We start from the raw sequence: 25,730 nt of genomic DNA, 5'->3' as shown, positions 1-25,730 counted from the left end.
GATCAGGTCCAGCGCCCCGCCAATGGGCTGCGACGCCGCGCTCGCTCTCTGCTGACGCCTGGAAGCTCGGTCCACTCCCGCGCGAGCCGCGCCGCGTCCAGCGGTGCTTCCAGCTTCGAGAGCTCGGGGCTGGGGCCTGCGTCGCCCGGATCGCGATACGGACCCAAGATCAGGCGACCGAGCAGCCGCCCGTCGTAGTTGATGCCCTTGACGACGTAGTGCGCGCCGGACACACACGTGAGCTCGCGCTCCGGGTCATCCTCGAGATCCACGGTTTTTACCGCGGAAATTGTCGACGCAACGGCCGCCTGTCCCGGCTTGAACTCTTCCAGGTAGGCGTACAGCGAAGGACGCACACTGGCGTCTGCGAGCAGCGCTCCACTCTTGCTGAAGATGCGCAGCGAGACACCAAACAGCTTTCGCGCGCTCTCCGCCAGCTCACCGAGGGCCTTGCGGTCCACGAGGCTCTCGAGCTCCACGGCGCGACCCATCGTCAGCTCGTCGAGTGTGCTGGCACCCTGGGTCATGGCTCGACCTCCGGACGCAACACCTCGAGGGCGCCACCGACACAAGCGCCGAGCACCTCAGAGAAGGGACGATCGTTACCGAGACGAGCTGCCACGGACTCGAGGAACGCCTGGGCGTCGAAGCCGAACTTGCGGTTCAGGTCGTGCTCCGCGTCGAGGGCGTTCCAGGTCAGGTAGAGCAACCCCATGAAGCTCTCGACCACACCGCCGCCCCGAGTCGCCACCGCCAGGTATACGGGTTCACGACCCTGAGCCGCGAGCGATGCGATCTCTTCGTCGCTGCGCACCGCGGGCAGATCGCGTTTGTTGAACTGAATGATCAGCGGGATCTGCTTGAGCGTGAGGCCGTAAGACTTGAGGTTCTCTTTCAAGTCGACGAACGCCGTTGCGTTGTTCTCGGTCTCGGCCACCTGCGAATCGGCGATGAACGCGATGCCGTCGGCGCCCTGCAGGACCAGGCGCCGGGTCGAGCCGTGGATCACCTGCCCGGGCACGGTGAACACCTTGAGCCGGACCGAGAGGCCGCCCTTGTCCTTGAAGCTCAGGGGCAAGAGATCGAAAAACAGCGTACGGTCGTCGCGGGTCTCCAGGGTCATGAGCCGGCCGGTAATCGAGGGATCTGCCGCGGCGTGGAGCGCCTGGAGGTTCGTCGTCTTTCCGCTCAGGGCCGGGCCGTAGTAGACGAGCTTGATCGTGAGCTCACGAGCGGCGAAATCAAGCTGCATGGCGCGGGAGATGGACTCTAGCGCAGCGCTTCATCTTAGGACACCCGAGAATTGCCTCGGGAGATCCGGGGCCACAGCATGAGCCACACGCTGGTGCTGCTCTGGCTCGGAGCCACCGCCCAGCAGGCGGACCACACGCCCGACCTCGACTCGTGGGCGCGCGCGCGGCTGACCTCCCTCTCGGCCCCGGCACCCGACCGGGAGGAGGGCGCCCGTTACGACGACAGCGTGGCCTCGAAGCTCGAAGAGCTGCTCGATCAAGCGCGGCTCGCCGCGGCCTCCCTCGACGACGCAGCGGCCCGCGAGCGGCTCGCCGAGGTCGACCGCACACTGCGCGCCCACCCGGAGCTACCTCAGTCGGCCTGGCTCATGGCGGAAGCGCTGAACGTGCAAGGCCAGGTAGCCGCACGCACGGACCCGACCGCTGAGCAGGCGTTCGTCAGCAGGGCCACTGCCCTCGAAGGTCCGCGCGCACCAGCCTTTGGCGAGACAACGGGCGCAACCACGACCCCGCCCGAGCTCGTGACCGTCACGCTGCCCGGCGCGCAAGCGGCGGCCGAGGTACACGTCGATGGCAGACGCGTTCGGCAACGCTTCCAGATCCGGGCGGGGGAGCATCACGTGCGCGTCGTGCAGCGCGGGCGCCTCGCGTGGGCCGGTTGGATCGCGATCGAAAAACCTGGCGCACTGTCCCTGCCGGTCCCACCGCCCTTGCCGTGCAGCCTGGACGACTTCGAAGGCACCCGGCTCGGCGCGAAGAAGCTCTCCGTGCCGAGCCACGTTCGCTGTCCGGCCTGGGCGGTCGCACGACCGAGCGCGTCGGGTGGAATCGAGATCGCCACCTGTCACGACAACGTCTGCGGCCCGCTCGTCATCTGGAAACACCACTACGGCGCGGTCTACTCGGGGCCACCTCAGCCCGCACCGGAGCCAGGCTTTCCAGCCTGGGCGAGCTGGATGCTGGTGGGCGCTGGGGCCGCCGTGTTGACCACCGGCGTGCTCTGGCAAGCCGGCGCGTTCGACGAGCGCGCGCCCGGCAACACCCGCTTCGAGTTCTACGGTCCGAAGCAGAACGCCAGCTTCAGCCCCAGCTCTCGCGGGCGGCGCTGATCGCTTCGAGCACCCGGGCCTTGGCCGGCCCGCCGAGCACGTTGCGTCGCTCCACGGCCAGCGCGGGATCGAGCGCCGAGCGCACCGCGTCGGTTCCGAGCGCCGCGTGGGCCGCGCCCAGCTCCTCGGGCGAAAGCTCGCCGATCTGCACACCTCGCGCCTCCGCGGTCCGCACGATGGCGCCCACGATGTGATGCGCCTCCCGGAACGGCAGCCCCGCGTGACTGACGAGAAAGTCCGCCACGTCCGTCGCACACACGTGGCCGCCACCGAGGGCGTCCCGCATGCGCTCACGATTGAAGCTGGCCGTCGCGATCGCACCGGTCAGAGCGGCGACGCTGACGATGGCGTTGTCGAAGGCGTCGAAGATCGGGCGTTTGTCCTCCTGCAGATCGCGCCCGTAGCCGAAGAACAGGCTCTTCTCCAGGACCAGCAGCGCCGTCACACTTCCGATCAGGAGCGCAGCCTTGCCGCGCACCAGCTCTGCCACGTCGGGGTTCTTCTTCTGCGGCATCATGCTCGAGCTGGTGGAGAACTGGTCGCTCAAGCTGATGAACCCGAACTCCTGGCTCGACCAGAGCACGATCTCTTCTCCGATGCGCGACAGGTGCACACCCAGGATGGCCAGAGCAGCGCCGAGCTCCATCAAGAAGTCACGGCTGCCCGTGGCGTCGATGCTGTTCCTGGTGGCCTGCCGAAAGCCGAGCTCGCGGGCCGTCGCCTCGCGGTCGAGGGGAAAACCCGTGCCCGCGACGGCGCCGGCCCCGAGCGGGCACTCATCGAGCCGCACGAGCGCATCGGCGATTCTGCCGCGATCGCGCCACAGCATCTCTTGCCACGCCATCAAGTGATGCGACAGACGACTCGGCTGCGCGCGCTGCAGATGCGTGTAGGCGGGCATCAGCGTATCGATCTCGTCCGCGGCCTTGTCGACGATGGCTCTCCCCAAATCGTCGAGTGCGTCGAGCGCCTCGTTTGCGCGGCGCCTGGCGTAGAGCCGCAGATCGGTCGCGACCTGATCGTTGCGCGAGCGGGCGGTGTGCAACTTACCGCCCACCGGACCGCAGATCGCCGTCAGGCGCGCCTCGATGTTCATGTGAACATCCTCCTTGGCGCGGTCCCACACGAGCTCTCCCCGCTCGATCTCTCCCGTGATCTGCTCGAGCCCCCGTGACAGCTCGAGCACTTCGGCGTCCGAGAGCACACCCGCGCGCCCAAGCCCTCTCGCGTGGGCGAGCGAACCCTGAATGTCCTCACGCCACAGGGCCGAATCCACGTCCACGCTGGTGTTCAGCGCTTCCATTGCCGCATCGACCGCCGCGCCCAGGCGCCCACCACGAGCGACGGTCACGCCTGGGCTCCTGCCAGCTTCCGGGTCAACAGCTCGAGCCGCTCGCTCGCCTCCGCCAACCGCGCCGCCTCGCGATCACAGCAGGCGAGCTCCGCGTCGCGATCCGGCTCCCCAGCCTTGCGTTCGGCCGAGACCGCCGCGAGCACCTCGATGATCTCGCGGTGCAGCTCCTGCCCCGCCGTCACGACCCACTCGTCCAGCCTGACCGCAAACTCGTCCACCATCTCGTCGATCTTGGGACCGACCTTGGCCGCGGCTTCGCGCAGCACGAGCGGGCCCAGCTCGAGCGCCCGCTTCTTGATTTCCGCCTCGGTGCGCCCGCGATTCCAGAGCGCGAGGGCCGGCGCTGCCGCGAGCAGCAGGCCACCGAGCAGGGCGTTTGCGAAGATCACTCCCATGCCGAGGCTCAGGACGGCGAAGATCCCCACGTCGTACGCGAACCGATCGACCTCGATGGGTGGCGCCTTGAGATCGGCGCCCATCGCGCCGCTGACGCGTGTGCCAACGTCATGGGCATCGTCCTTCACGAGGGCCACCATGCGCTCCGCGAGCTTCTCGAGCGCCCGCGCGATCTCTTGAGTCTCCGCCTCGGCCCACTCCCGGAACGACTGCTCGAAGAACGGCCCGAGGTGTAGTTTCAGATCTTCACCGCGAGACTGCTCCAAGATCTGCGGCAGCTGCCGGATGACGTCGTCGCAGAAACGATCCAGATCGCGGCGCGCCCAGGCCTTGATGGCGCCGGCTTCTTCTCGGATCGCCAGCCGCCGCGACTCGATGGTGTCGGAGTGCCCGGCCAGATCGGACTCCAGAAGCTCGAGCCGCCGTGCCAGCTGCTCATCACTCATCGCCGCCGCGCGCCGCCGGGCATCCACGCCGCGGCCGAGCACGCCGGCGGCCGCGCGCCCCTCACCCAGGGCGTTGGTGAGCAAGATGCGACCGCGCTCCTCGGCCAGGAAATGCGTCAGGTGTGCGACCAGCTCGTCGATCCCGCTCTGGTCCTTGCGCCCTGCCAGCGCAGCCTGGGCGCTGACAGCAAATACCGGCGGCGCTTCCACCAGAGCACCCAGACGATTGCGGACGTAACCCAAGGCTTCCTCCCGCTCCGCCTCCGACCAGATGTCACTCTTGGCCACGACGAACACGATCTTGTCGCGGGACTTGCCGATCAGCTGATGTTCGAGGAACTGACGCTCGCTCTCTTTCACCGGCTGCCCGGCGTCGAGCACGAACAGCACCGCGTCCGAACGCGGGATGTAGCCGTAGGTGATCTCCGCCCGGGTGAGCGAGAGGTCATTCACTCCGGGTGTGTCGACCAGCACGATGCGCTCCCTGAGCAGCTCCGCTGGGTACGCCACCTCGACGTAGCTCACCGCCTCGGCTGAGCGGGCTCCGCCAGTGGCGAAGGTGCGTACGTCCTCGAACGGCAGCGGCGCCTCGTCTCCCGACTCGAGCACGACCTTCGAGCTCGGGGTATCACCCCAGACGATGTGGTGAATCACCGCCGTGGTCGGGGTCACTCCGACCGGCAGCACCGACTCGCCGAGCAGCGCATTCACGAACGTGCTCTTGCCGTGGTTGAACTCACCGACCACCACCAGGTGGAAGCGGTCGCGCTCCAGCTTCTTCACCAGATCGGTGTCGACCCGCGCTGCCAATGACGCAGCGCCGACCGCCCGGGCGACGTCGGACAGGTTCCCCAGTGCTTCGATGACCTCGAGCTTTCGCTCGCGGAAGGCTTCCAGCATCCGGGCATAGTAGCCATTGGCTGCCCGACGGCCAGCCACGAGTGCGCGAGCAATTTTCGAGCGCCCAAAGCGCCCGCGGCTCCAGCGCAGGGGCCCGGCTCGTGTGCAGGAACGGCCCGGTTTGCGCCGCCCCTACCCTCGACCTTCAGCCGAGGACCTTCACGATTTCATGGACCCGCTCATCGACGTCCGACATGCCGAGGCCGTCGTCACCCGCCCCCACGTGCTGACGGAACAGCGAGCTCTCACCAAACAGGCGCAGGGCCAGCACACGTTTCGGCAACCAGGGGTGCGTCGCAAACACCTCGCTGAACCGCCCGACGCTGCCCTGGGCTTCCTCGTGCTGCTCCAGAAAGGCCTCGATGTTCAGCTCCTGATACAGCTTCTGGGAGCCCAGCGCGAGCTTGGTCAACGCGCGCGAGGCCACGTCGAGATCCCGCGCACACAGAGCACCCGCGCGATCACACGTGATCTCCGCGCGACGGGACCAGGCTCGGAGAGCGAGCACCGCCGGCAGACTGATGTAGCGCACGAAGATGGAAGCCATGCGCGTGAGCATGTGCAGCGTGGTCAGATAGACCACGTGATTGTTGTGAATGTGCCCGCACTCGTGGCCGATCACACTCATCAGTTCCGGGTCCGAGAGGTGATCCACGAGCCCCGAGTGGATCATGATGAACGAGTCGTCGTTGGTGCCGTACGTCGCCGCGTTCAGGTGCGGGTTGTTGACGACGTACAAGGTCGGCGTTGCGACGCCGAGGGTCTCGCCGCAGCGCTCGGCCAGCGACTGAACCCGCGGAAATTGCCGCGGGCCAACCTTGACCGCGTGCCCGAGCAGCTCCGCCTTGCCGATGTGCTTGAACATCCGCACGCCGGCGGCGACCGCCAGCTCCACGGGTTTCATGCTCTCGAAAGCCGCGCGGGTCTTGCGATCCCAGGCGTAGGCATAAGCGTGGGACTCTTCCCCCGAGCTTGCCCCCGGTTGGCCTTGTTTCCTGTCGTTGACGAACTTTTGGAAATCGAGCGCTTCGACGCGGGCCAATCGGTGCTCCTCTGGTTTCCCGCAACGTAGCGTCGGGATCGGGGCTGCGCAATCGCCCGCCAGCCCGGGCTCAACCGAAGACGTGTCGGGCCGAGACCAGCACGCCGGCCTCGATCTCGGCCAAACGCTGCAGAAAACGTCGGTAGTCCCGCAACGGCGGCTGCCCCGCTTCCGCCCGCAAAGAATAGTCGGTGATGCGGGTGATCGCGAAGCGCAGAGCGCCGAGCGCTGCCTCGACTTCGAGGGCGCCCTGCTCCGCCGGCGAGAGACGACGCACCGCGTGATAACCCGCGAGTGCGGCCTCGACGAGCTCGGGCACGAAATGGTCGCCGAAACACCAGGCGTGCACACAGACCATCAGATCGTAGACGAACGGCCCGCGAGATGCGCTCTCGAAATCGATCAACGCGGCGATGGTTTCGCCCCGCCACAGCACGTTGTCGCGGAAAAGATCTCCGTGAATGAGCCCCGCGGGTAGCTCGGGGTCGCGCCGGGATGTGTACGTCGAGAGCCGCTCCGACAGGTCGTCGGCCACTCGACCCCAGTCGCTCGACACCTCGCGCACGCGGCTCAAACGCGCTTGCAGATCGGCAACGGTGAACCGACCCTCGTCGTCTGCCCTCGCTGCGGCCAGGTGCACGCCCGCGAGCGCGCCGCCCACGGCCCGCGCGTGCGCCGACCGCACACGTGCCTGGCACACGATCTCGCCGTCCACCCACGGAAACATCGCCACGGGTTTCGCGCGGTACGCAGCGACGCGCTCGCCGTCCGTCCCCATCAGCGGCTCCGGCGTCGGCACCCCATGGCGCGCGAGCGCCCCCAGCCGTGACAGCTCGCGGACGGCGCCCGCTCGGTCTTGCTCCTCGTAGATCCTGAGAAACACGCGGCGACCGTCCGCGAGCTCCAGGCAGAAGTTCGAATTGACGCTGCCGCCGCTGACGGGCGCAACGCCCGCCACGTCGAGGCCGAACGCGGCCCCGAGCACACGGGCGTCCGGCAGATCCAGCGGCGTGAGGCGGGCCATCGCCCGGGCAAGATAGCAAGAGCGGCGCTCCGGCGGGGTGCCCCGCTTGATGCTATCCTCGACACGCTCCTCGCGAGGCGGATGACGGAAGTCTACGGAAATACCTCGGGCCTGCCCCCGAGCGCTCTCCGTGCGCTCGAGCGCGTCTACCGTCGCCGTGTCCCGCTCGACAAGATCGCCACGCCGGAGCTCGTGCGCTCGCTCGCCGAGGCCTCGCGCGAGAGTCAACGCCAGGTCGGTGCGTTGGTGCACCGCTCCGGACAGATCGACTACGTGGTCGTCGGCAGCCCGACGGGCCTCATGCTGCCCGACATCGGCCGCCTCCGGGCCGCCGAAGGGCGCTTCCGCGCGCTCAGGCTGGTGCACACGCACCTGTTCAACGAACCGCTGACGCGCGACGATCTGGTCGACCTCACGCGCCTGCGCCTCGATCTCATCGCGGCCGTGTTGCTCAGCCCGGGCGGGGAGCCGCGTAGCATGACCTGGGCCTACAACGTGCCCATGCACGCCGGCAGCGGCACGCCGTATCAAGTGGAGGCGCCCGTTGCGTGGGGCACACCGCAGCCGAATTTCGGCGAGCTGATCGCGGCGCTCGAGCGCGAGTTCCAGAGCTCGGCTCGCCTGCGCGAGGTCGGCGCCAAGGACGGCCGCGCGATCTTGGTCCACGTCGGCGAAAAACGCACGCCCGGCGCCCAGCACCGCGCGGCGTCTCGTTTGTCGGAGCTCTCGAGCCTGGCCGAGACCGCCGGTGTGCAGGTCGTCGACAAGGTGATCCAGCTGCGCGATCGCGTGGATCCAAAGCTGGTGCTCGGCCGCGGCAAGCTCGAGGACGTCGTGATGCGCGCCATCGAGCTCGAGGTCGAGACGTTGATCTTCGACTTGAACCTGTCGGCCGCGCAGGCCCACGGCATCAGCATGCAGACGGATCTGAAGGTCATCGACCGCAGTCAGCTGATCCTCGACATCTTCGCGCAAAGGGCCGAGACCCGAGACGGCAAGCTACAAGTCGAGCTGGCGCAGCTGAAATACGCTCTGCCTCGCCTGGGGCTGAAGGACGACTCCCTCAGCCGGCTCACCGGCGGTATCGGCGGACGCGGTCCCGGCGAGACCAAGCTCGAGATCGGCCGGCGCCGCGCCCGCGATCGCGTGAACCAGCTCGAGCGCGCGCTCGGCGAGCTGTCGAAAAAACGCGCCGAACGCCGGCGCCAGCGCACCCGCAGCGGCATCCCCGTGGTTGCCATCGTGGGTTACACGAACGCGGGCAAGAGCACGCTGCTCAACACGCTGACCGATGCCGGCGTGCTGGCCGAGAACAAACTCTTCGCCACGCTCGACACCCGCGCACGCCAGCTCCACCTGCCCGATGGTCGCAACATCGTGCTGACCGACACGGTGGGGTTCATTCGCGAGATGCCCGAGGGTTTGTTCGCGGCATTTCGCGCGACCTTCGAGGAGGCCGCCGAGGCGGATCTCGTGCTCGAGGTCGTGGATGCGTCCGATCCCGAGCACGAAGAGCACGAGCGCACGACCGCGGCGCTGCTCGACGAGCTCGGGCTCTCCTCTTTGCCGCGCCTCACCGTCTACAACAAGGTCGACCAGCTGCCGGTCGCGGAGCGCGAGCCGTTCGAACGCATCCCCAACGCCACGACCATCTGCGCGCTGCAAAAGGCGACCACCATCACGCTGCTCAAGCGCATCACCGAGCGCATCCCGCTACGCTCGCCAGATGGCGCTGCCCCAGTGGAGCCCGGCGCCGAGGGCCAGGAAACACACGAGCTGGCCGGGGCGTAGCCGACCGTCCCTGCGCATCTCGTCGGTCAAGATCGGGATGGTCGCCGTCGAGGTGTTGCCGTAGCGCTCGATGTTGGACGGCACCTTCTCCGCCGGCACCCCCAGCCGCTCCCGGACCGCGTCGTTGATCCGCTCATTGGCCTGGTGCGCAATGAACCAGTCGATCTGTTGAAGGCTCACTCCGGCCTTGGAACACGCCCGCGCGACCGACTTGGGCAACAGCGTCACGGCCTGACGGAACACCTCCCGCCCATCCATGCGTGGGATCCACAGGTCTTCGGCCACGGTCTTTTCCGAAATGAACGGACGACTGCGAAAGCCGGCGGGGATCGCCAAGCGATCGGCGAAGCGACCGTCGGCGTGCAGATCGATCCCCAAGAGCCCGGAGTCCACCCGGGGCCCGCGCTCGACCACCAGCGCGCCGGCACCGTCGCCGAAGATGATCGCCAGGGCGCGGTGGTGTGTGGCCCGCTCGAAGTCCGCCTGCGACGGACGCGCGCCGGTGTCCCGCTCCAGGATGTCCCAGTCTCGCCAGGGCATGAACCCGGCGTGCGCCTCGGCGCCCACGATCAAGAGCGTCCGCGCGGCGCCGCTCGCGAGCAGCGCGTCCGCGAGCTGAAAGCTGTAGATCATGGCGGCGCACTGCTGCCGCAGATCGAGCGCCGGCACACCTCGACAGCCGAGCTTCGATGCCAGGATGACCCCCGACCCCGGGAACACGTGGTCTGGCGTCATGGTGTTGAACAGAACGTAGTCGACGTCCTCCGGCGCACGCCCCGCGTTCTCGAGCGCCTGGCGCGAGGCCTCGACGGCCAGATCCGACACCCCGAGCCCCTCGGGACAGAAGTGGCGCTGCCCGATGCCGGTGCGCTGCCGGATCCAAGCGTCCGACGTGTCCATGACCCGCGCCAGATCGTGATTGGTGTACGGGCGGCCGGGCAGGTGTTTGCCCGAGCCGATGATCTGAAGTCCCGACATGCTGCTCGTCCCCTCGCCTCGGCGCAGGGAGGGATAGCCGATGAGCCGAGGTCTCGTCACACGAATCATTGGTTTGACCAGCGCATTTCACGGTGGCCGGCCGCCCGGAACCGCTGCCACAAAAAACGCGCAACCCCGCCGCAGCGGCCGCCGAGAAGGCCGGCATGCAAAGGTCCACCGCGCCCGTGCTGCTCTGCCTGATCCTGTTCGGGAGCGGCTGTGGCAGCGGAATGGGGCGGGCCCTGCATGCCTTCGACGAGGGGCGGCACGCCGATGCGGTCGGCGAGCTCCGGGCCCTCGAGGCAGATCAGGACGAGATGAGCGAGCGGGAGCGTGCCCGCTATTTCTTGTACCGCGGCCTCGCCCACTTCGCCTGTGGTGATCTGCGCTCCGCGTCCCGCTGGCTCAGCCACGCCCGGCGAGCCGCCGACAACGACCCGAGTGTGTTCGACGTCGGTGAGCACGGTCGCCTCTCCGCCGCATGGCGCAGCATGGGGCTCATGCCCGGCGAAGAAGCGCGGATTACTTCAGGGCTTCCGGCAGTCTTCCCAGAGCACTCCGAACCGCCGCACGCATCGCGCTGAGCTCGACCGCCCGAACCTTGTTTGGCTGATCCGTCGCCTGGGCACGCCCCTGGATCACCGCGCGGATCGAACCGCCGCGGGCTTGACGCAAGGTTGCGCTCACGACGACCTGCGTCTCGGTCTGCCCCGAGCTCTCGCGCGTCGCCATCTGCACGAGCGCCGCCGAGAGCACGAACCGCTCGCTCGGCCTCACGTTCGAGAGATCGACCTCGCCGAGCTCCCGCTCGACCAAACCCCGAAACGCGCGCTCGAGCTTTGGATCGCTGCGCACGACCTTCACTTCACCGAGCGAAACGGGTGACGTGCCGGCGTCGGCGCGAGCGCCCCAGGCGATCAGCGCAGTGAACAACAGGGTCACGGCGAGCACACTCTGGTTCTTGAGCTGAACGAGGCCCATGGGACGATCTCCTGGCTCGGCCGAGACGAGACATCTCGGGGCGGCACGCCCCAACACGCCTAACAGGGGCCCAAACCCACGGCCAAGTTCGCAGCAGCGCCCGCCCGGGCGCCGCGTTTCCGCGCCGACTCAGCGAGCGGCTTCGATGCGGTCCGCGCTCACGGTCTCATCCCACGCTGTCTCGTAGCCCTCGTAGTGAACCAGGTAACGATCCGGGGCCGCGACCGCCATGATGGTCGCGAGATACTTCGAGCCGCGCCACTTCACCCGCACTCGGTCCCCGGGGTTGAAGGGGGTGACGCCCGCCGCGGTGCCCGAGCCTTTCGGAGCAACGCCCGAGGCTCGCGCCACCTTCTCCGGTGGCGGCGGCGCCGACACGGGTCCGTCGATGCGACCCTTGATCCGGTCGAGCGTCACGTCCTCGTCCCAGCGCGCGTCGTAGCCGTCGAAGTGCACCCGGAACCGCCCCGTGCCCTTCTTCTCGAGGACGTAGGCCGGATAGTTCCGCCCCTCCCACTCGACCCACACGAACTCACCCACACGATAGGGCTCGGTGCAGGCCGTGAGTAGCAGCGCGATTGCGAACAACCGGCTCTTCATGCGGAGAGTATCACTCAATACGGAGCGCTCGATTCGAAGGCCTTGGCGTAGGGCGGCGGGCCCTCCACGATCACCACGATCTTGCGGTTGTTCCAGTAGAACGACTCGGGGTTCGCGCCGGTGACCGCGACGATGCTGCCGCGCACGGCGCCGGAGCTGTCGGTGACGTTGCCCCGGGTCACCTTCTGGCCCGGCTTCAGGCTGGAGACCGTGGTGGCGAACACGTTGTTGATTCGCTCCTGTGCCACTGAATCAGACGGATAAACGAGCAGCACGTTGATCACCTTGTTGCCACTCGGCGTGACGTAGACGGCGCCGATGCTGTCGATGACTCCCGCCGGCACCTTCTCGAGGGGTGTGGTGCAGACGAGCTTGAAGATGCCAACCTGCGAACGGATCAGATCCCGCGCTGAGCCGCTGGTCGGGACTTCGCCGCCCGGACCGGACGACGGCGAACCGCTGCTCGATGACGAGGACGAGCCGACCATCATCACGAACACGAAGATGAGCCCGATGCCCATCAGCACGGCGAAGCCCGCTCCCAGACAGCCTGCGACGCCGCAACCGCCAAGCACCTTCATGCCACCGCCGTCGTCGTCCGTCGGAGGGGGGACCGGTTGTGGGCCGTAACCCGGAGGCCCGGGCGGTGGACCGTAGCCAGGAGGACCAGGCGGAGCACCGTACTGCGGTTGTGCAGGCGGAGCGCCGTACTGCGGTTGCGCAGGCGGCGCACCGTACTGTGGTTGTGCGGGAGGCGCGTAACCCGGCGCGCCCGCAAAGGGCCGCGGGCCGCCAGCAGGCCCAGCCGGCGGCTGGGCGGGCAGCGTGTGTCCGCAGTTCACGCAGAAGCGGGCGTTGGCATCGAGCTGAGAGCGACACTGGGGACAGAAGTTCATGACGCACCCCCTTCCAGGCCGAGAGATCGTCGTTGTGCGAGGGCTGCGGCGCGGATCTTCGCGACCTCCGAGTCGACGCGGGCACGCCGCGCCGGATCCGACTCCTGAGCGAGCCGCGCCTTGGCAAAGGCCAGCTGCACTTGCAGGTTGTGCAGGCTGCGGAGCCCGAAATAGAAGCCCAGCTTGAAGCTGAAAAAGGCCTTGGCGTAGGCGATCTGGCGGGCGATCACACTCTTGAGCAGTGGCAGATCCGACGCTCCGAGCGCGCCGGTCGAGACCTCGTCGTCGAGGTGCCCGTGGATCGCCCGCCGCTCTTGCATCAAGGCGTAGACCGCCACCAGCGCGATGAACAGGACCGGGGCGCCGAGCGCCAGGTTGGCCCGCAGCGCTCCGCTATCGCCGAGGGAGTTGCCGCGGCGCAGCGTCTGGTAGCCGGCGTCGGCGAGCACGGCGCCGACCAGCGAGCACACCGGCACGATGGCGCGGAGCGCGGGCAGCTTCGCCTCGGATGCCAGACCAAAGCCAGCGCCGATGATGGCGCCGACGACGCCGTCGGAGAGCCCGGACAGCGCGAGCTTGCCGAAGCTCCCGACCTGCGACACCTCGAGGCCCGGAATGGTGATGCTCGCGAAGCTCAGCTGATTGACGAGCTGCTCGGCCACGCCGAACCCGAGGCCGCCGCAGGTGCCGTAGACGATACCGTCCATGGTGCCGTTGAACTCCTCCCAGCCGCGCCGTTGGCCGTACGCCACCAGCACACCGACCCCCGCGCCGATGGCCAGGAACTTCACCACCTCTTTGATGGAAGCGCTGGCCCACACACTCAGGCCGAGCAAGCTGTTGCTGGCGACCAGCGAGGTCACGACCGCAGCGCCGGCACCGAGGAAGAACACCATGAGCATGGCCCACAGCGGCTCTTTCTCGTTCATGTCGACGAAGCGAACGATTGCCAGGTAGAGCAGTGACAGGAGCAGCGTCGAGATCAGTGTCGAGAGCATGCGGGAACCCCATCGACCACGAGACGGGTCGTGGGCAGGGACAGTAGTCGATTTTTCCGAAGTGGAGCGGCGTTTTGCGCCGGCCGTCAGTCGGCCCCGTCCGCGCGGGGGCGCGGCCGAAACTGGCCACGCTCGAGGACGGGGTGTCGCATCTCCACCCAGGTATCGATCTGAGTCCGGGTGGAGCGATAGGCGTGCTCCAGGATCTTGCGCCGCGCCGCGAAGCTCGCGGGGTTGTGCATCAGCAACATGGCATCCGTGGGGTCCGGCTCGATCAGGAGCACGTCCGCAGCCCCGCTCGCAACGACGCGCGTCAGGGACTCGTGCAGCTGGCGGTGCATGCCGATGCGAATGGACTGGTTCATCACCCACATCAGCCCCTTGTCCCGCAGGCTCCCCTTGAGCCCGTGCCCGGTCGGGACGGCCTGTGCACGCACCGGCACCATGGGGCTGACGACCACGATCAGCTCTGCCCCCTCGCCCACGGCGAGATCCAGGTGTGACGCCTCGGCAGCCCCAGCGTCGATGTACCAGCGATCGGCGATGCGCACCGGCGAGAAGATCGGAGACACGGCCATCGTGGCGATGCACGCGCGCGTGACCGGGACGTGATCGAAGCCCTTCGCCCCGAACGCCACCTGCTCACCCGAGTCGAGATCGTGGGCCATGATCCTGAGCGGGCGAGGCATGCCGTGAAACGAGTTGGGGATGCCGCGACGCACGAAGAAGTCCTCGAGGAAACGTTCGTACGCCTCGAGGGAAAAAAGCCCGGCGGGCAGCGTGTCGTAGAACCGGTCGAGCTCCTCCCAGAGCGCGGCAGGCGACGGCGCGGGCGCGCGCGAGATCAGGCTGCTCGTGCCGTGGCGAAGCGCCTGCCAGCCGCTCACCAGCGTGCGCCGCCAGGCGTCGAAATCCATCTTCAGGATGTGCTTGCGTTCGAGGGGAAAATACTGATCGACCGGGTCGAGAAAGGCCCGATACATGCGCGCCGGAGCCTGCCCCGCGGCGAGCACGGCGGCGACGCTCGCACCGCCGTTGGTGCCCAAATACAGGTCAAATCCCCGCTCCGCGAGCCCTTGCAGCCCATCCTCGAGCGCCGCCAGCGCACCGATCTGAAACATCGCACCGGTGGCCCCGCCGCCCGGGAGACACAGCGCGATGCGTGGGCTCTCTGCCATGAGGGCCTCAGCGCCCGCGCAGGTGTGGCACCACACCGCGCTTGCACACGGTGTCGAGGGCGAGCTCCGCGTTCGTCTCCGAGTGATCGAGCGTCGAGTGCAGCCCGCGGCTCTCGCGCCGACTGGCCGCGCAAGAGATGATCAGCTCCGCGACGGTGGCGATGTTCCTGAGCTCCAGCAAGTCGCGGTTCACGAAATGCTTCCAGTAGTACTCACGGATCTCTTCCTCGAGCAGCGCAACCCGGCGCGCCGCGGCGCAGCCGGGTGTCACTGCGCACGATGCCGACGTAGTTCCACATCAGCCGGCGAATTTCGTCTTAGTTCTGGGTCACCACGACCGCCTCGTCGCTCGGCACCGCACTGCCCACCTCCCAGTCGGGCACTTCGGGGCGCGGGTTCCGGCGCAGCTCCGGCATCATCGCACCGAATTTTTCGGCCGCGCGCTTGCCCATGACCAGGCCCTCGAGCAGCGAGTTCGACGCCAGACGGTTCGCCCCGTGCAGCCCGGTACACGCGCTCTCCCCGATGGCCATCAGCCCCGGCAAGCTGCTGCGCCCGTGCAAGTCGCTCGTGATGCCGCCGCACATGTAGTGCGCCGCGGGCACGACCGGCAGGGGCTTTTGTGTGATGTCCATGCCGTAGCGCAGGCACTCGGCGTGGATGTTCGGGAAGCGTTCCCTGACGAAGTCCGGCGGCTTGTGGGTGATGTCCAGCAGCACGTAGTCACTGCCGCTCTTTTTCATCTCGTAATCGATGGCCCGGGCGACGATGTCGCGCGGCGCGAGATCGGCCATCGGGTGATGCCGCTGCATGAACGCCTCACCCGACTCCGGGTGGCGCAAGATCGCACCTTCCCCCCGCAGCGCCTCGCTGATGAGGAAGGTGCGCGCCTGCGGGTGATGCAGGCAGGTCGGGTGGAACTGGTAAAATTCCATGTTGGCGATCTCGGCACCCGCGCGATACGCCATGGCAACTCCGTCGCCGGTCGCGACATCCGGATTCGAGGTGTAGAGGTACACCTTGCCGGCTCCGCCCGTCGCGATCACCGTGCTGTGTGCCAGCACCGTGTCGACCTTGCCGGTCTTCTCGTCGAGCACGTAGGCGCCTCCACACTGGTCGGGGCCACCAAACTTGCTGAGCACGATGAGGTCGACGCCCATGTGCCACTCGAGCAGCTGGATGTTCGGGTGCTCCTGGACTCGCTCGAGCAGCGTGCGTTCGATGGCGCGACCCGTGATGTCCCCCGCATGCGCCACGCGGCGAGCGGTGTGTCCGCCTTCGCGTCCCAGATCGAGCTCACCGTCCCCGTTCTTCGTGAACTCGACGCCGTACTCGATCAGCTTCCGAACCGCGGCCGGGCCCTCCTTGACGCACAGCTCGACGGCGACGTCGTGACACAGGCCGGCGCCGGCGGTGAGGGTGTCCGCGACGTGGCGCTCGAACGAGTCGTCGGGCGCGAGCACCGCCGCCACGCCGCCCTGAGCCCAGGCGGTAGCGGCATCCCCGCGCTCGCGCTTGGTGACGATGAGCACACTGCCGTGCTCGGCCGCAGAGAGGGCGAAGGTCAGGCCCGCGATGCCGCTGCCCAGGACGAGGCAGTCCGTGGTGATGGCCATGAGACCGGCAGTATTCCATCGCCGGGGCTTCCGAACGCGAGAGATTCCCGCGCGGGCCAGCTGCATCGCAGAGAATGCGTGGTGGTCGTGATTGACGCGACGCTCCAAAGGAATTACCTGACGCCGCGTCCATCGGGCCGTTTTCCGGGAGATCTCGGGCGGGTCGGCGGGCAGCCCAGACCCCAGAGCGGCTCGAGACACGGAGACCCTGCTCCGTGGGCGGGCCACACGAAGAGGAGCTTGCCGTGAAGATCCTGGTCGCGTTGAAGCGGGTGGCGGACCCCGCGAACCACAACAAGGTGAAAATCCCAGCCTCGGGCGACAAAGTCGATACCGCTGGCCTCGAGTGGCAGATCAACCCCTTCGACCTGTACGCCCTCGAGACGGCGCTGCGCCTGACCGAAGACGGCAAGGCACCGAAGGTGCGGCTCGGCGAAGTGGTCGCAGTGACCCTCGGCCCGGTGGAGACGGAGACGAACCTCCGCTCGGCGCTGGCCACCGGGGCCGATCGCGCGATCCGAGTGGACACGACCGACGATGCCCTCGATGGTCGTCTGGTCGCTCTCGCGCTCAGCAAGGTGGTCGAAGAAGAAAAACCCGATCTGGTCATCTTCGGAAAACAGGAGGTCGACGGGGAGAGCAACTATGTCGGCCAGGCCGTGGCCGAGCTGCTCGACTGGCCCATGGCAACCTTTGCGGCAACCGTTAAAGAAGAGGCCGGGGGCCTCCTCGTCGGTCGCGAGGTCGATGGTGGAGTTCAGAGTGTGCGCGTCAAGTTCCCGGCCGTCATGACCGTGGATCTCCGGGTCGTTGCGCCGGACAGTGTGTACTCGCTGAAGACCGCCGCAGGCTTCAAGTATCCCTACGAAGAGGTGCGCTTCGCGCCCCTGCCCGCGATCATGCAGGCCAAGAAGAAGCCGCTGGTCGTGAAGAAGCTCGCGGAGCTCGTGGGTTCCGCCACGCTGATGAGCACGTACGTCAAGTTCGACGCACCGCCGGCGCGCAAGGCCGGCGTCAAGGTGAAGGACGCGCAAGAGCTCGTCCAGAAGCTCGCCACCGAGGCGAAGGTCATCTGATTTCAGGAGCAAACCATGTCAGACATCCTCGTCGTCGCAGAGCTCACCCCAGAGGGTAAGGTCCGAAAGACCACCCACTCCGCCATCAGCATGGCAAAACAAGCGCAGCCCACCCTGGGCGGCAGCTTCTCGATCCTGGTGCTCGGTGCGGCCGCCAAGGCCGCGGCCGCGGAGCTCACGGGTTTTGGCGCCGCCAAGGTGCTGGCCTGTGAGGACGCGAGCCTCGCGAACTACCTCGCGGAGCACTACGCGCCCACCGTCGCCGAGGTCGGCAAGGCCTACGGTCTCGTCGTCGCGTGCGCCTCGAGCTTCGGCAAAGATCTGCTGCCGCGGGTCGCGGCGCGGCTCGACGCGGCCTACGCCGGTGACTGCTCCGGAGTGAGCGCAGAGGGCGGCAAGCTGACGTTCAAGCGTCCGATGTTCGCGGGCAACGTGTTCGGCTACGTGCAGCTCGGAACGGCCATCCAGGTCGCGACGGCGCGGCAGAGCGAGTTCGAGCCGGCAGTTCCGAGCGGCGGCGCGTCGCCAATCGAGGCGGTCGCCAAGGTCGCGCCGGGCACCGCGGCAAGTCGAGTGGAGTTCGTCTCGCTCGAGGCGTTGAAGAGCGCTCGTCCCGATCTCGGAGAGGCGAGCATCGTCGTCTCCGGCGGCCGCGCCCTGAAGGAGAAGTTCTTCGAGGTCTTGAACCCGCTGGCAGACAGCCTGAGCGCAGCCATCGGCGCGAGCCGCGCGGCGTGCGATGCCGGTTACTGCCCCGGTGATCTGCAGGTCGGACAGACCGGCAAGATCGTGGCGCCGGCCCTCTACTTCGCCATCGGCATCTCCGGAGCCATCCAGCACATTGCCGGCATGAAGGGCAGCAAGAACATCGTCGCGATCAACAAGGACGCCGAGGCGCCCATCTTCCAGCTCGCGGACTACGGCCTGGTCGCGGATCTCTTCCAGGCGGTCCCGGCGCTGGTCGAAGAGCTCGCAAAACACAAAGCCACCAAAGGCTGACTCCCGAAAACTCAGTGCACGGTGACGACGGCTCGGCGGCCTTCCGCTGGGTCGTCCACTTGCACGACGCACGTCGCGGGACCCGACCAACCGGCGCTGCAGTTGGGATGCTCGCGATCGCCCGCAGGGCGCGCATCTTCCTTCGGCAGCTCGCTGATCTCGGTCGGGTGGCAGGGTTCGACGCGTTCATTCGCGCCGGAGACACAAGCCACGGCGGTTCCCGCGCAGTTCGCTTCGTTCCGCTCCGTGTAGCGCGCGATGGTTCGCCGCACGAGCCCGCAGTAACGCACCTCGCTCACCGGGGTGCCGCTGACCCCCATGCCGTCGCGGTCGTTGAAGAGCAGCTGATCTTGTGTCGCTTGGCGCTGGCCGCGCACGAGTCGGCTCGCGACCAGCTCCGCGATCTCGCGCTTGGCGTTCTGACGTTCGCGGACGTGCATATCCAGTCCGGCGAGCCCCAAACCAACCAGGCCAATGAGCGCAGTCGCAGCGAGGGACAACCTCGGAACCAGATTAGTGCCCATGACCCGGAGCGACCTTTCGCACGCGGCGCGCCCCAGCGCGCACGCCAAACGCCGCCAGCAAGCTGAGTGTCAGCGCCAACCCCGCCGGCCCGTCCGACCCTCGACCATGCGCGCTGCGACATCCACAACCGCCGTCGTCGTCGCTGCCGCCGCTGCTCGCGGCGCCCCGGTGCTGCCGCCCGCGCCGCCCGCTCGCTCCCCGCTCCCGCCGCCGCCACCGGCCGCCGCGCCTCCGCCCCCCGCGCCGGACGCGCCGCCGCCGCTTGCGCACGGTGAGCCGGCGGGCCAGACGAGTGGAGCCTTCGCGTAGCTCGCGAGTCGCGTCCGCATGTCCGCGGCGGTGCCGCCTGCGGTCGAAGAGGATGGCGGCACCGTCGCGAGCTTGGCGCTCTCGTAGGCGCGGAAGTCGTCGGGGTTGCCGCTGCCCCGCATGTCGAACAGCACGCCGCCGAGGCCGGCCTTGGCGAAGCGGTCGAGCGCCGCCGGCTCGCTGTCGAAGAAGTGGTAGTCCGTCGTGCCGATCTGCGCTTGCCAGAGCAACACGGGCAGGCCCGTTGCGCTCGACAGCGCCGAGAACCAGGCGACGTTGGTGTCGAGCAGGGTTGTATCCCAGGGCTCCCACCAGGTGGCTTCGTTGGCTTCCAGGTGGGGCTGTTCGGTGACGAGCACGTCCCACTCGCCGAGGCTCGAGTAGAACCCAGTCACGACCTCGGGTTTCTGGCCCACGCGGAAGTTCGACGCGTGCCAGCCGAGCCGCACGGACGGAGCGAACTTGTCGCGCAATGCGAGCAGGGCCTTGCCGAGACCGGACGCGTCGTTGGCAAAGCCTGCGACGTCGGCGGCGCCCGAGCTGGCAACGGCGACGGGGATCGAACTCGCGTCCGCGTTCCCTTCGACGCCCATGGCCCAGATCATGAATCCCCACGAGTCCGGCTCGACGTGCACGATGCTCGGCGCGCCGGATTTCTCGGCGGTCTGGAGCAAGAAGACGAAGTCCTCGAAGTAGCGTTTCATCAGCGCGGGATCGGCGAGTGTTGCCTTCACGACGTCCGCCTCGCTGCCGCTGATGCCCTTTTGCTGTCCGAGCTGCAGGAGCTCGTAGAAGGTGAACACCGGCACGGCGCCCAGAGACTTTGCGAGCGACGCCTTGGCGGTGAGGAAAGCGGCGACGTCGGGTTTGGGGTCGTTGTTTGGAACGACGTACAGGTAGAGGAATTTCCAGTCGACGCCGTGTTGTTGTTCGGCGACGACGGGCCAGTCGCCGGCGGCGGAGAAGCTGGACACACCGACGCCGAGGGTCGGCCCGAGATCGGCGCAGATGTCGTGGGCCGGCGACGCCCACGTGGGTGTGGTGGCGAAGGTGGCGAGTGCGAGGAGGGTGGGCAGCGTGTGCCGTCGCATGGGTTGATGAGGCCTCCTGATGCGCGGGGTCGTCAATTCGAGGCGGAGCTGCCCGCGACTCTCGGCTCGGCGCCACAGCGCGCCCATCCCACCCCATGCGCCCCGCCCGCTGGAAAAACGTCGAATGATCGCGCCCGTGCTTGACAGAATCCGCGCCACCGACCATGGTCGCGCGCCCGTCCGGCCCTAACAAGCCGGTGGTTTCGGGGCGTAGCGCAGTTTGGTAGCGCGCACGGTTCGGGTCCGTGAGGTCGGCAGTTCGAATCTGCCCGCCCCGACAAAACCCGGGTTAAGCGTCGAAGAACACGGATACGAGTTCTGACGGCGGTTAGCTCGTTTCACCCGAGCTCGGGGTTGGGGATTGCGCGGTCCACCGGTACAACCCCTCCAGCGCTTCGGGCGTCGCTATCTGGTTCACGAGCTCGGCGGCCACCGACGCTCGGGGCACAATCGGAGCCCGTCGCCTTCGAGTTCGAAGGGAAGGATTCCGAAATCGAGTCCCGCTCCGGCAAGCGCCGCGCGGAAACATTCGAGTGGCGACCTGCCCTCATGCTCCACGAGCGGATGCAAACGCGAGCGAGCAGCCACATCTTGATGCGTTTCGCATTGCGCACCGTTTCCATGTGGGGGCCGCCGCCAGAGACTGGCAGGCCACCAAAGTTGCGCTCCCTGATCCGGTGGAGCAGGCGGGCGTACCAGAATGCTTCGGGCAGAATGCCGAGCTTGATGTTGTCCGGCTTCTTGAGCTCGAAGAGGTGAATCGTGAGCCCATCCGACGCCACTGCCCAGAGATCGATCTGGCTGGCGCCGCCGGGGCTCCAGCGACTGCTATTGCTGATTGCCCCGTCGAATACGCCGACAGGCAGCTGACGCCGGAAACCCTCAATGCGTTCGATGGCTGCAAATTGTTCAACGAGCTCCGGCAGCGTCGTGAACGCGCACTCGAAAGCGCGCTCGCTGCCGGGCTCGACGTTTTCAGCACCCACCCGCTCGCCGGACTCGCGGTTCACGAGCGGATTTTTGGGCCACGGAACCTCCAGTCTGGGGGTGCACGCGAATCGCCCCGGAAGGAGACCAACGCGGCGTGGCAGACCGTGCCGATCAACGACACCGAGCTTCGCGGTTTCGCTCAGCGCGCCCTGGACTTCACTCGGCGGTGAGCGATTCGGCGCAAATACGCCGTCTCTTCGGCCCTGAAACCCGCAACTTCACAAGCAGTTGCCACTTTCAACTGAAGTTGCCACTTTCATTAAGCCGAAGTACTCTGCCACTGTGAATGAAACCCGAGTTGAAGCCATCCTGCGCAAGCGCGGCTTTCGCCCGGGGCCGGGCCGCGTCGACTTCAGCAACGACTCGGGGGTCGTCGTCGAAACCAAGAGCGGCATCGGAGGCGTCCGCGATCTTCACGCGGCGATCATGCAGCTTGCCAGCTACTCGAGCGAGACCGAGATCAAGGAGGGCTGGCTGGTGCTCGCCGACCACAAGATGCCCGAGTCCATTGCCGATGCTTGGCGAAGTGCGCTCGCGCTGCTTCGCCCGACGCTCGCCAAGAAACTCAGATTGATCGCGGTCAGCGGCAAGGCCGTGACCACAGCACCCGAACGGGCGGACCTCCTGGAGCTCGGACGACAGGTCGCGAGCATCGAGGAGCGCGGCCGCCCGTCGAAGCCGTACGACGTATACTTCGACGTGCTGCACGTGCTGCTCGTCCGCTGGTTGCTGAACCAGGAGGCCATCCAAACCAACGAGCTCGGGGCGACGACCGGACTGTCACAGCCCACGGTTCGGGCCGCGCTCCACCGACTCGATCCCGAGCTTCGAAGGGACTCGCGGCGGCGCGTGGAGCTTGCAACCTTTCCCCACCGGGCATGGCAAGAAATGGTCGCGCTAGCCCCGAGGATTCGGCAACCCCGATACTATGTGGACGCATCCGGTCGGCCCCGACGCCCCGAGGAGCTTCTCGAACGCCTCCAGCGCGAGAAGCCCCCCGGCGTCGCAGTGGGGGGCGTTTTAGCTGCGCGCCGTTGGGACCCGGAGCTGGACCTAGAGGGCGTGCCCCGACTGGATCTCTGCGTGCACGCGCCGACTGCGCGACCGTCGCTCTCGTTCATCAAACGTCTGGATCCCGCGCTCCAACCGACCGACGGGCGGTCGTCCGTTTCATTGGTCATCCACCGCATTCGCCGCCGGGAACCACTGTACGATCTCGCCGACGCCGACAGGATGCCCTGGGCAGATCCCGTTGAGACGCTGCTCGATCTGGAACAGCTCCGCTTGCACGGCCAGGCCGAAGAGCTGGTGCGACGATTGCGAAAGAGGGCGGAGTGATCGAAGTCGATCATCGACAACTCTTCGCGCGTATCGCCGCTGAGCTTCCGCAGGAGCTACTCGGCCACATCTTCGTGGCTGGCAGCCTGGCCGCCGCGTGTCACTTCGCAGACGAGCTGTCGGGCCGAGGCGTAAAGACCAAAGACGCCGATCTCGTGATCCACCCGGCGGGCGACGCGAAGACCGCCGCCGAGATCGCTGCGACGCTCATCGCCAAGGGGTGGCGTCCGAAGGACGACTGTTACCCGAGCAACACGGCCGAGCCTGCGGAGGACCTCAGGGCCATTCGCCTGTATCCGCCGGAGCATTCCGAGTACTTCGTCGAGCTCCTGAATGTTCCGGAGGCAGGACGCACGACGGCGAAGAGTTGGGTCGCGATCGAGCTCGACGACGGGTGGTATGGGCTGCCCAGCTTCGAGTTCCTCGCCCTCGCCGCGGTCGACCGCGAGGCGTCTGACTCCGGCCTGGAATACGCGGCGCCGTGCATGATGGCCTTGGCCAATCTGCTCTCGCACCCAACGCTGGGGAGCGCGAGAATGACCGGGCTCGTCGGAGGCCGAGCGATCCTGCGCTCGGCCAAAGACGTCGGGCGCGTCCTCGCGTTGGCGTGGCTCGCGGGCCCGGATGAGACAGACCGCTGGGCAGAGCGCTGGCGTTTCGCCTTGAAGCAGTGCTTTCCCGAGCGGTGGCAAACGCTGGCAAGCCGCGCCGGCGATGGCCTTCGCGCGTTGCTGGACGATGCAGGGCCGTTCGAGGAAGCGTGGTTCACCTGCGACACGGGCCTGCTGAGCGGAAAGGGCGTCACGCAAGAACAGCTCCGCGCCACGGCACAGCGCCTCCTGGTCGACTGTGTCGAACCACTTGCCGATTCGGCAGCCAGCAAATAGCCCTATTTCACCCGTTCAGCGCTGATCTTCGGCGGTCACCTCCGACTATACTGGCCGCGCAGGGAGACCCATCGAGCATCGGCGAACACGCCGGGGACGGTGGCCTTCGGATCGCCCCGATCCCTCAGCGCATGTCCGCCAGCATCGCCTCGTGCAGGTTCGGCTGGCAGAGCTCGGTGTTCGCGATCTTCTCGAGCTTCCAGTCGTACGGCGAGCTCACGCTGGTGGCGCCGGTCTGGAAGGCCACGAAGTTGAGCAGCGGGCCGTAGTCGTTGGCGGGCAGCGCCAGCGCCTTGGCCGCCGTGAGGTTCCAGAACGTCGAGTACGCCGCCGAGTGCGGCATGCGATTCGCCGAGCCGCCGCTCTGGAACGGGCGCGTGCCCGCACCCATGTCCAGGTTCGTCCAGAGCGACCCGTAGGGCGCACGACCGTGGTGGTCCATGCACAGATCCACACCCTTCCCGTTCGACCAGACGATGCCGCGTGCGTACCCGTCGACCGTGAGGTCGTGCACGAACTTCTTCTTCACGTCGAAGCGCGTGAAGAGCAGGTCGCCGCCGCTCCCGGCGTCGAGACCGTGATGCCCAACCAGCGTTCCGCGGTCCATGTTCGTGTCGAGGGTGACGTCCGTCACCGTCACGAACTGGCAGCTCCCCAGCAGGTTCACCCCGTAGTCCGCGTTGAGCACCGTGACGTTCTTCACCCACGAATCCAGCACACCGGACAGCTGGATCGCGTTGTAGCCGTGTTCCTTGAAATGGCCGGGGTAGGTCGTGCCGGCAAACTCCATGGTCATGTGCTCGATGCCAACCTCGCTCACACTGGGTTTCACCGCCCGGAGCTCGGGCTTCCACTGCGTGTCCACCGCGAGCGGCAACGGGCGCTCGAGCACGACCGTCCCCGCGGCCACGCTCTTCACCTTCGAATAGAAGCGAAACACCTGCTTGCCCCCGTCTTCGGCCACGTTGCCCGGGAAGTGCCCCTGGTGCAGCGCCTTGAAGAGCGAGCCCGCCGCATCGGTCATCATCAGGCGCACCCAGCCGCCCGCCGTGATGCCCGTGGTCGTCGACACCTTCAGCGTCGTGTCGCCGAGCTTGGCCGCGGCCGTCACGTCGGCGAGCTTCGCCCCACCATCACTGCCGCTGACCTCGATGAAGGCGCCGCTGAACGACCAGTTCGACTGATTCGCGCTGTTGAACGTGAGGCCGTAGATGTCACCGAGCGACTTCGGGAAATGGAGCACGGTTTTGCCCTCACCGGCCCCGCGCAACACGAAGTTGGGTTTCTTGATCGTGAGCCGCTGCGTGAGCACGAATTTACCCGCCGGTACCGTCAACACTCCGCTCGGGGTCCCGGCGATCGCATCGAGGAACGCCTGGGTGTCGTCGCCGGCATCGTCCGGCTTTGCGCCAAAGTCGGTCACACTCTTGGTCGGCGTGGTCGGGTTCGGCAGCGGCACGTTGCCCGTTCGATACCCAGCCCACGCGTACTCACGCAGCCTTCCGGTCGCGGTCCATAGCTCGCCGTTTTTGCCGTAGAGCGACGACGGCACACAGTTCGGATCCCCGCCGCTGCCCGCGGTGCCCCCCGAGCCGCCTCCGCTGCCCGCGCTGCCGCCAGCACCCGCACCACCGCCGCTGCTGGTGCCCGCGCCGCCCGCGTTGCCGCCGACCCCGCCTCCGCCACCGGTGACGCCGCCGCTGGCCCCGGTTGCCGCGGAGCCACCGCTGCTCGTCCCGCCCGCGCCGCCGGTGCTCGAGGCGCCGCCCGTTCCCGGTGCGTCCTTGCCGCCATCGTCCGAGCCGCAAGCGATGAGCACCATGCAGAACGAGAGGTAGGGTGCACGCATTGGCCCAGTCTATCTCAGGGGCGGGTTCGTCGGTTCGTCGCGAATTGGGGCTCTCCCCCATCGCGATCGCGAACGGGTTCCAGTACTTTCCCGGAAGGTGCCAG

General features: G+C 67.5%; 23 protein-coding genes, 1 tRNA gene and 1 pseudogene. 9 read left to right on the top strand and 16 right to left on the bottom strand.

The features are described 5' to 3' along the window. Window positions 1-2 precede the first annotated feature (2 nt). Both IPI67_14870 and IPI67_14865 read right to left on the bottom strand, forming a co-directional pair. Window positions 3-527, bottom strand: coding sequence for a PocR ligand-binding domain-containing protein (locus tag IPI67_14870; GenBank protein MBK7581478.1), 525 nt, complete (start codon window positions 525-527; stop codon window positions 3-5). Then, the gene (locus IPI67_14865; protein MBK7581477.1) at window positions 524-1,252 is read right to left on the bottom strand and encodes a gliding motility protein; all 729 of its coding nucleotides are present in this window, start codon (window positions 1,250-1,252) and stop codon (window positions 524-526) included. The genes IPI67_14870 and IPI67_14865 overlap by 4 nt, the downstream gene beginning before the upstream one ends. Window positions 1,253-1,330: 78 nt before the next feature. Here IPI67_14865 and IPI67_14860 point away from each other — a divergent pair, with 78 nt between their 5' ends. Further along, complete coding sequence (locus IPI67_14860; protein ID MBK7581476.1) at window positions 1,331-2,362, top strand: hypothetical protein; 1,032 nt, start codon at window positions 1,331-1,333, stop codon at window positions 2,360-2,362. Here IPI67_14860 and argH read toward each other — a convergent pair. The 4 genes from argH to IPI67_14840 form a co-directional block, all read right to left on the bottom strand. Continuing rightward, complete coding sequence (gene argH / locus IPI67_14855) at window positions 2,334-3,665, bottom strand: argininosuccinate lyase (protein ID MBK7581475.1); 1,332 nt, start codon at window positions 3,663-3,665, stop codon at window positions 2,334-2,336. The genes IPI67_14860 and argH overlap by 29 nt on opposite strands. A 44-nt stretch (window positions 3,666-3,709) precedes the next feature. Then, a complete protein-coding gene (locus tag IPI67_14850) occupies window positions 3,710-5,458 on the bottom strand; it encodes a dynamin family protein (protein MBK7581474.1) in 1,749 nt (582 codons plus the stop codon). Between the two features lie 145 nt (window positions 5,459-5,603). Further along, window positions 5,604-6,500, bottom strand: coding sequence for a M48 family metallopeptidase (locus IPI67_14845; protein ID MBK7581473.1), 897 nt, complete (start codon window positions 6,498-6,500; stop codon window positions 5,604-5,606). A gap of 70 nt (window positions 6,501-6,570) precedes the next feature. Next, window positions 6,571-7,524, bottom strand: coding sequence for a homoserine kinase (locus IPI67_14840; protein ID MBK7581472.1), 954 nt, complete (start codon window positions 7,522-7,524; stop codon window positions 6,571-6,573). Between the two features lie 81 nt (window positions 7,525-7,605). Here IPI67_14840 and hflX point away from each other — a divergent pair, with 81 nt between their 5' ends. Then, window positions 7,606-9,315 carry a GTPase HflX gene (gene hflX / locus IPI67_14835; protein MBK7581471.1) on the top strand — a complete coding sequence of 570 codons (1,710 nt, stop codon included), beginning with the start codon at window positions 7,606-7,608 and terminating at the stop codon, window positions 9,313-9,315. Here the strand turns inward: hflX and IPI67_14830 are convergent. Then, window positions 9,238-10,293, bottom strand: coding sequence for a ketoacyl-ACP synthase III (locus IPI67_14830; GenBank protein ID MBK7581470.1), 1,056 nt, complete (start codon window positions 10,291-10,293; stop codon window positions 9,238-9,240). The genes hflX and IPI67_14830 overlap by 78 nt on opposite strands. 164 nt (window positions 10,294-10,457) lie before the next feature. Between IPI67_14830 and IPI67_14825 the strand changes: the two genes are divergently transcribed. After that, window positions 10,458-10,877 carry a hypothetical protein gene (locus tag IPI67_14825; GenBank protein MBK7581469.1) on the top strand — a complete coding sequence of 140 codons (420 nt, stop codon included), beginning with the start codon at window positions 10,458-10,460 and terminating at the stop codon, window positions 10,875-10,877. On the opposite strand, the gene IPI67_14820 is transcribed toward IPI67_14825, so the two are convergent. The 6 genes and pseudogenes from IPI67_14820 to nadB all read right to left on the bottom strand — a co-directional run bounded on the left by IPI67_14820 (window position 10,816) and on the right by nadB (window position 16,562). Continuing rightward, window positions 10,816-11,274: a hypothetical protein gene (locus IPI67_14820; GenBank protein ID MBK7581468.1), complete on the bottom strand. Its 459-nt coding sequence runs from the start codon at window positions 11,272-11,274 to the stop codon at window positions 10,816-10,818. The genes IPI67_14825 and IPI67_14820 overlap by 62 nt on opposite strands. A gap of 129 nt (window positions 11,275-11,403) precedes the next feature. Beyond that, window positions 11,404-11,874 carry a hypothetical protein gene (locus IPI67_14815; GenBank protein MBK7581467.1) on the bottom strand — a complete coding sequence of 157 codons (471 nt, stop codon included), beginning with the start codon at window positions 11,872-11,874 and terminating at the stop codon, window positions 11,404-11,406. Between the two features lie 14 nt (window positions 11,875-11,888). Further along, window positions 11,889-12,770: a zinc-ribbon domain-containing protein gene (locus tag IPI67_14810; protein ID MBK7581466.1), complete on the bottom strand. Its 882-nt coding sequence runs from the start codon at window positions 12,768-12,770 to the stop codon at window positions 11,889-11,891. Then, window positions 12,767-13,768, bottom strand: coding sequence for a PrsW family intramembrane metalloprotease (locus tag IPI67_14805; GenBank protein MBK7581465.1), 1,002 nt, complete (start codon window positions 13,766-13,768; stop codon window positions 12,767-12,769). Before IPI67_14805 ends, IPI67_14810 begins: the two co-directional genes overlap by 4 nt. An 86-nt stretch (window positions 13,769-13,854) precedes the next feature. Beyond that, the gene (locus IPI67_14800) at window positions 13,855-14,946 is read right to left on the bottom strand and encodes a patatin-like phospholipase family protein (GenBank protein MBK7581464.1); all 1,092 of its coding nucleotides are present in this window, start codon (window positions 14,944-14,946) and stop codon (window positions 13,855-13,857) included. Window positions 14,947-14,953: 7 nt separating this feature from the next. After that, window positions 14,954-16,562: pseudogene (nadB, locus tag IPI67_14795) on the bottom strand (L-aspartate oxidase). 245 nt (window positions 16,563-16,807) lie between these two features. On the opposite strand from nadB, the gene IPI67_14790 reads away from it, so the two are divergent. Together IPI67_14790 and IPI67_14785 are read left to right on the top strand one after the other, a co-directional pair. Further along, window positions 16,808-17,638, top strand: coding sequence for an electron transfer flavoprotein subunit beta/FixA family protein (locus tag IPI67_14790; GenBank protein MBK7581463.1), 831 nt, complete (start codon window positions 16,808-16,810; stop codon window positions 17,636-17,638). A 15-nt stretch (window positions 17,639-17,653) separates the two neighbouring features. Further along, the gene (locus tag IPI67_14785; protein ID MBK7581462.1) at window positions 17,654-18,637 is read left to right on the top strand and encodes an electron transfer flavoprotein subunit alpha/FixB family protein; all 984 of its coding nucleotides are present in this window, start codon (window positions 17,654-17,656) and stop codon (window positions 18,635-18,637) included. A gap of 11 nt (window positions 18,638-18,648) precedes the next feature. Here IPI67_14785 and IPI67_14780 read toward each other — a convergent pair whose 3' ends face one another. Next, complete coding sequence (locus IPI67_14780) at window positions 18,649-19,161, bottom strand: hypothetical protein (GenBank protein MBK7581461.1); 513 nt, start codon at window positions 19,159-19,161, stop codon at window positions 18,649-18,651. A gap of 69 nt (window positions 19,162-19,230) precedes the next feature. Further along, window positions 19,231-20,562 carry a hypothetical protein gene (locus tag IPI67_14775; protein ID MBK7581460.1) on the bottom strand — a complete coding sequence of 444 codons (1,332 nt, stop codon included), beginning with the start codon at window positions 20,560-20,562 and terminating at the stop codon, window positions 19,231-19,233. A gap of 204 nt (window positions 20,563-20,766) precedes the next feature. Between IPI67_14775 and IPI67_14770 the strand changes: the two genes are divergently transcribed. The 4 genes from IPI67_14770 (at window position 20,767) to IPI67_14755 (ending at window position 23,777) form a co-directional block, all read left to right on the top strand. Further along, window positions 20,767-20,840, top strand: a tRNA-Pro gene (locus tag IPI67_14770). A 255-nt stretch (window positions 20,841-21,095) separates the two neighbouring features. Next, window positions 21,096-21,722 carry a hypothetical protein gene (locus IPI67_14765; GenBank protein ID MBK7581459.1) on the top strand — a complete coding sequence of 209 codons (627 nt, stop codon included), beginning with the start codon at window positions 21,096-21,098 and terminating at the stop codon, window positions 21,720-21,722. Between the two features lie 112 nt (window positions 21,723-21,834). After that, the gene (locus IPI67_14760; protein MBK7581458.1) at window positions 21,835-22,890 is read left to right on the top strand and encodes a hypothetical protein; all 1,056 of its coding nucleotides are present in this window, start codon (window positions 21,835-21,837) and stop codon (window positions 22,888-22,890) included. Continuing rightward, entirely contained in the window at window positions 22,887-23,777 is an 891-nt protein-coding gene (locus tag IPI67_14755) for a hypothetical protein (protein ID MBK7581457.1), read from the top strand. The genes IPI67_14760 and IPI67_14755 overlap by 4 nt, the downstream gene beginning before the upstream one ends. A gap of 124 nt (window positions 23,778-23,901) precedes the next feature. On the opposite strand, the gene IPI67_14750 is transcribed toward IPI67_14755, so the two are convergent. After that, window positions 23,902-25,626, bottom strand: a complete 1,725-nt coding sequence (locus IPI67_14750; GenBank protein ID MBK7581456.1) for a hypothetical protein — start codon at window positions 25,624-25,626, stop codon at window positions 23,902-23,904. Between the last annotated feature and the right edge of the window lie 104 nt (window positions 25,627-25,730).

It is taken from the genome of Myxococcales bacterium, assembly GCA_016706225.1.
In the GTDB taxonomy this organism is placed as follows: Bacteria; Myxococcota_A; Polyangia; order Polyangiales; family Polyangiaceae; genus JADJKB01.
Note: the sequence above shows the minus strand (reverse complement) of the source record. Positions and strands in the feature narration are given on the sequence as shown.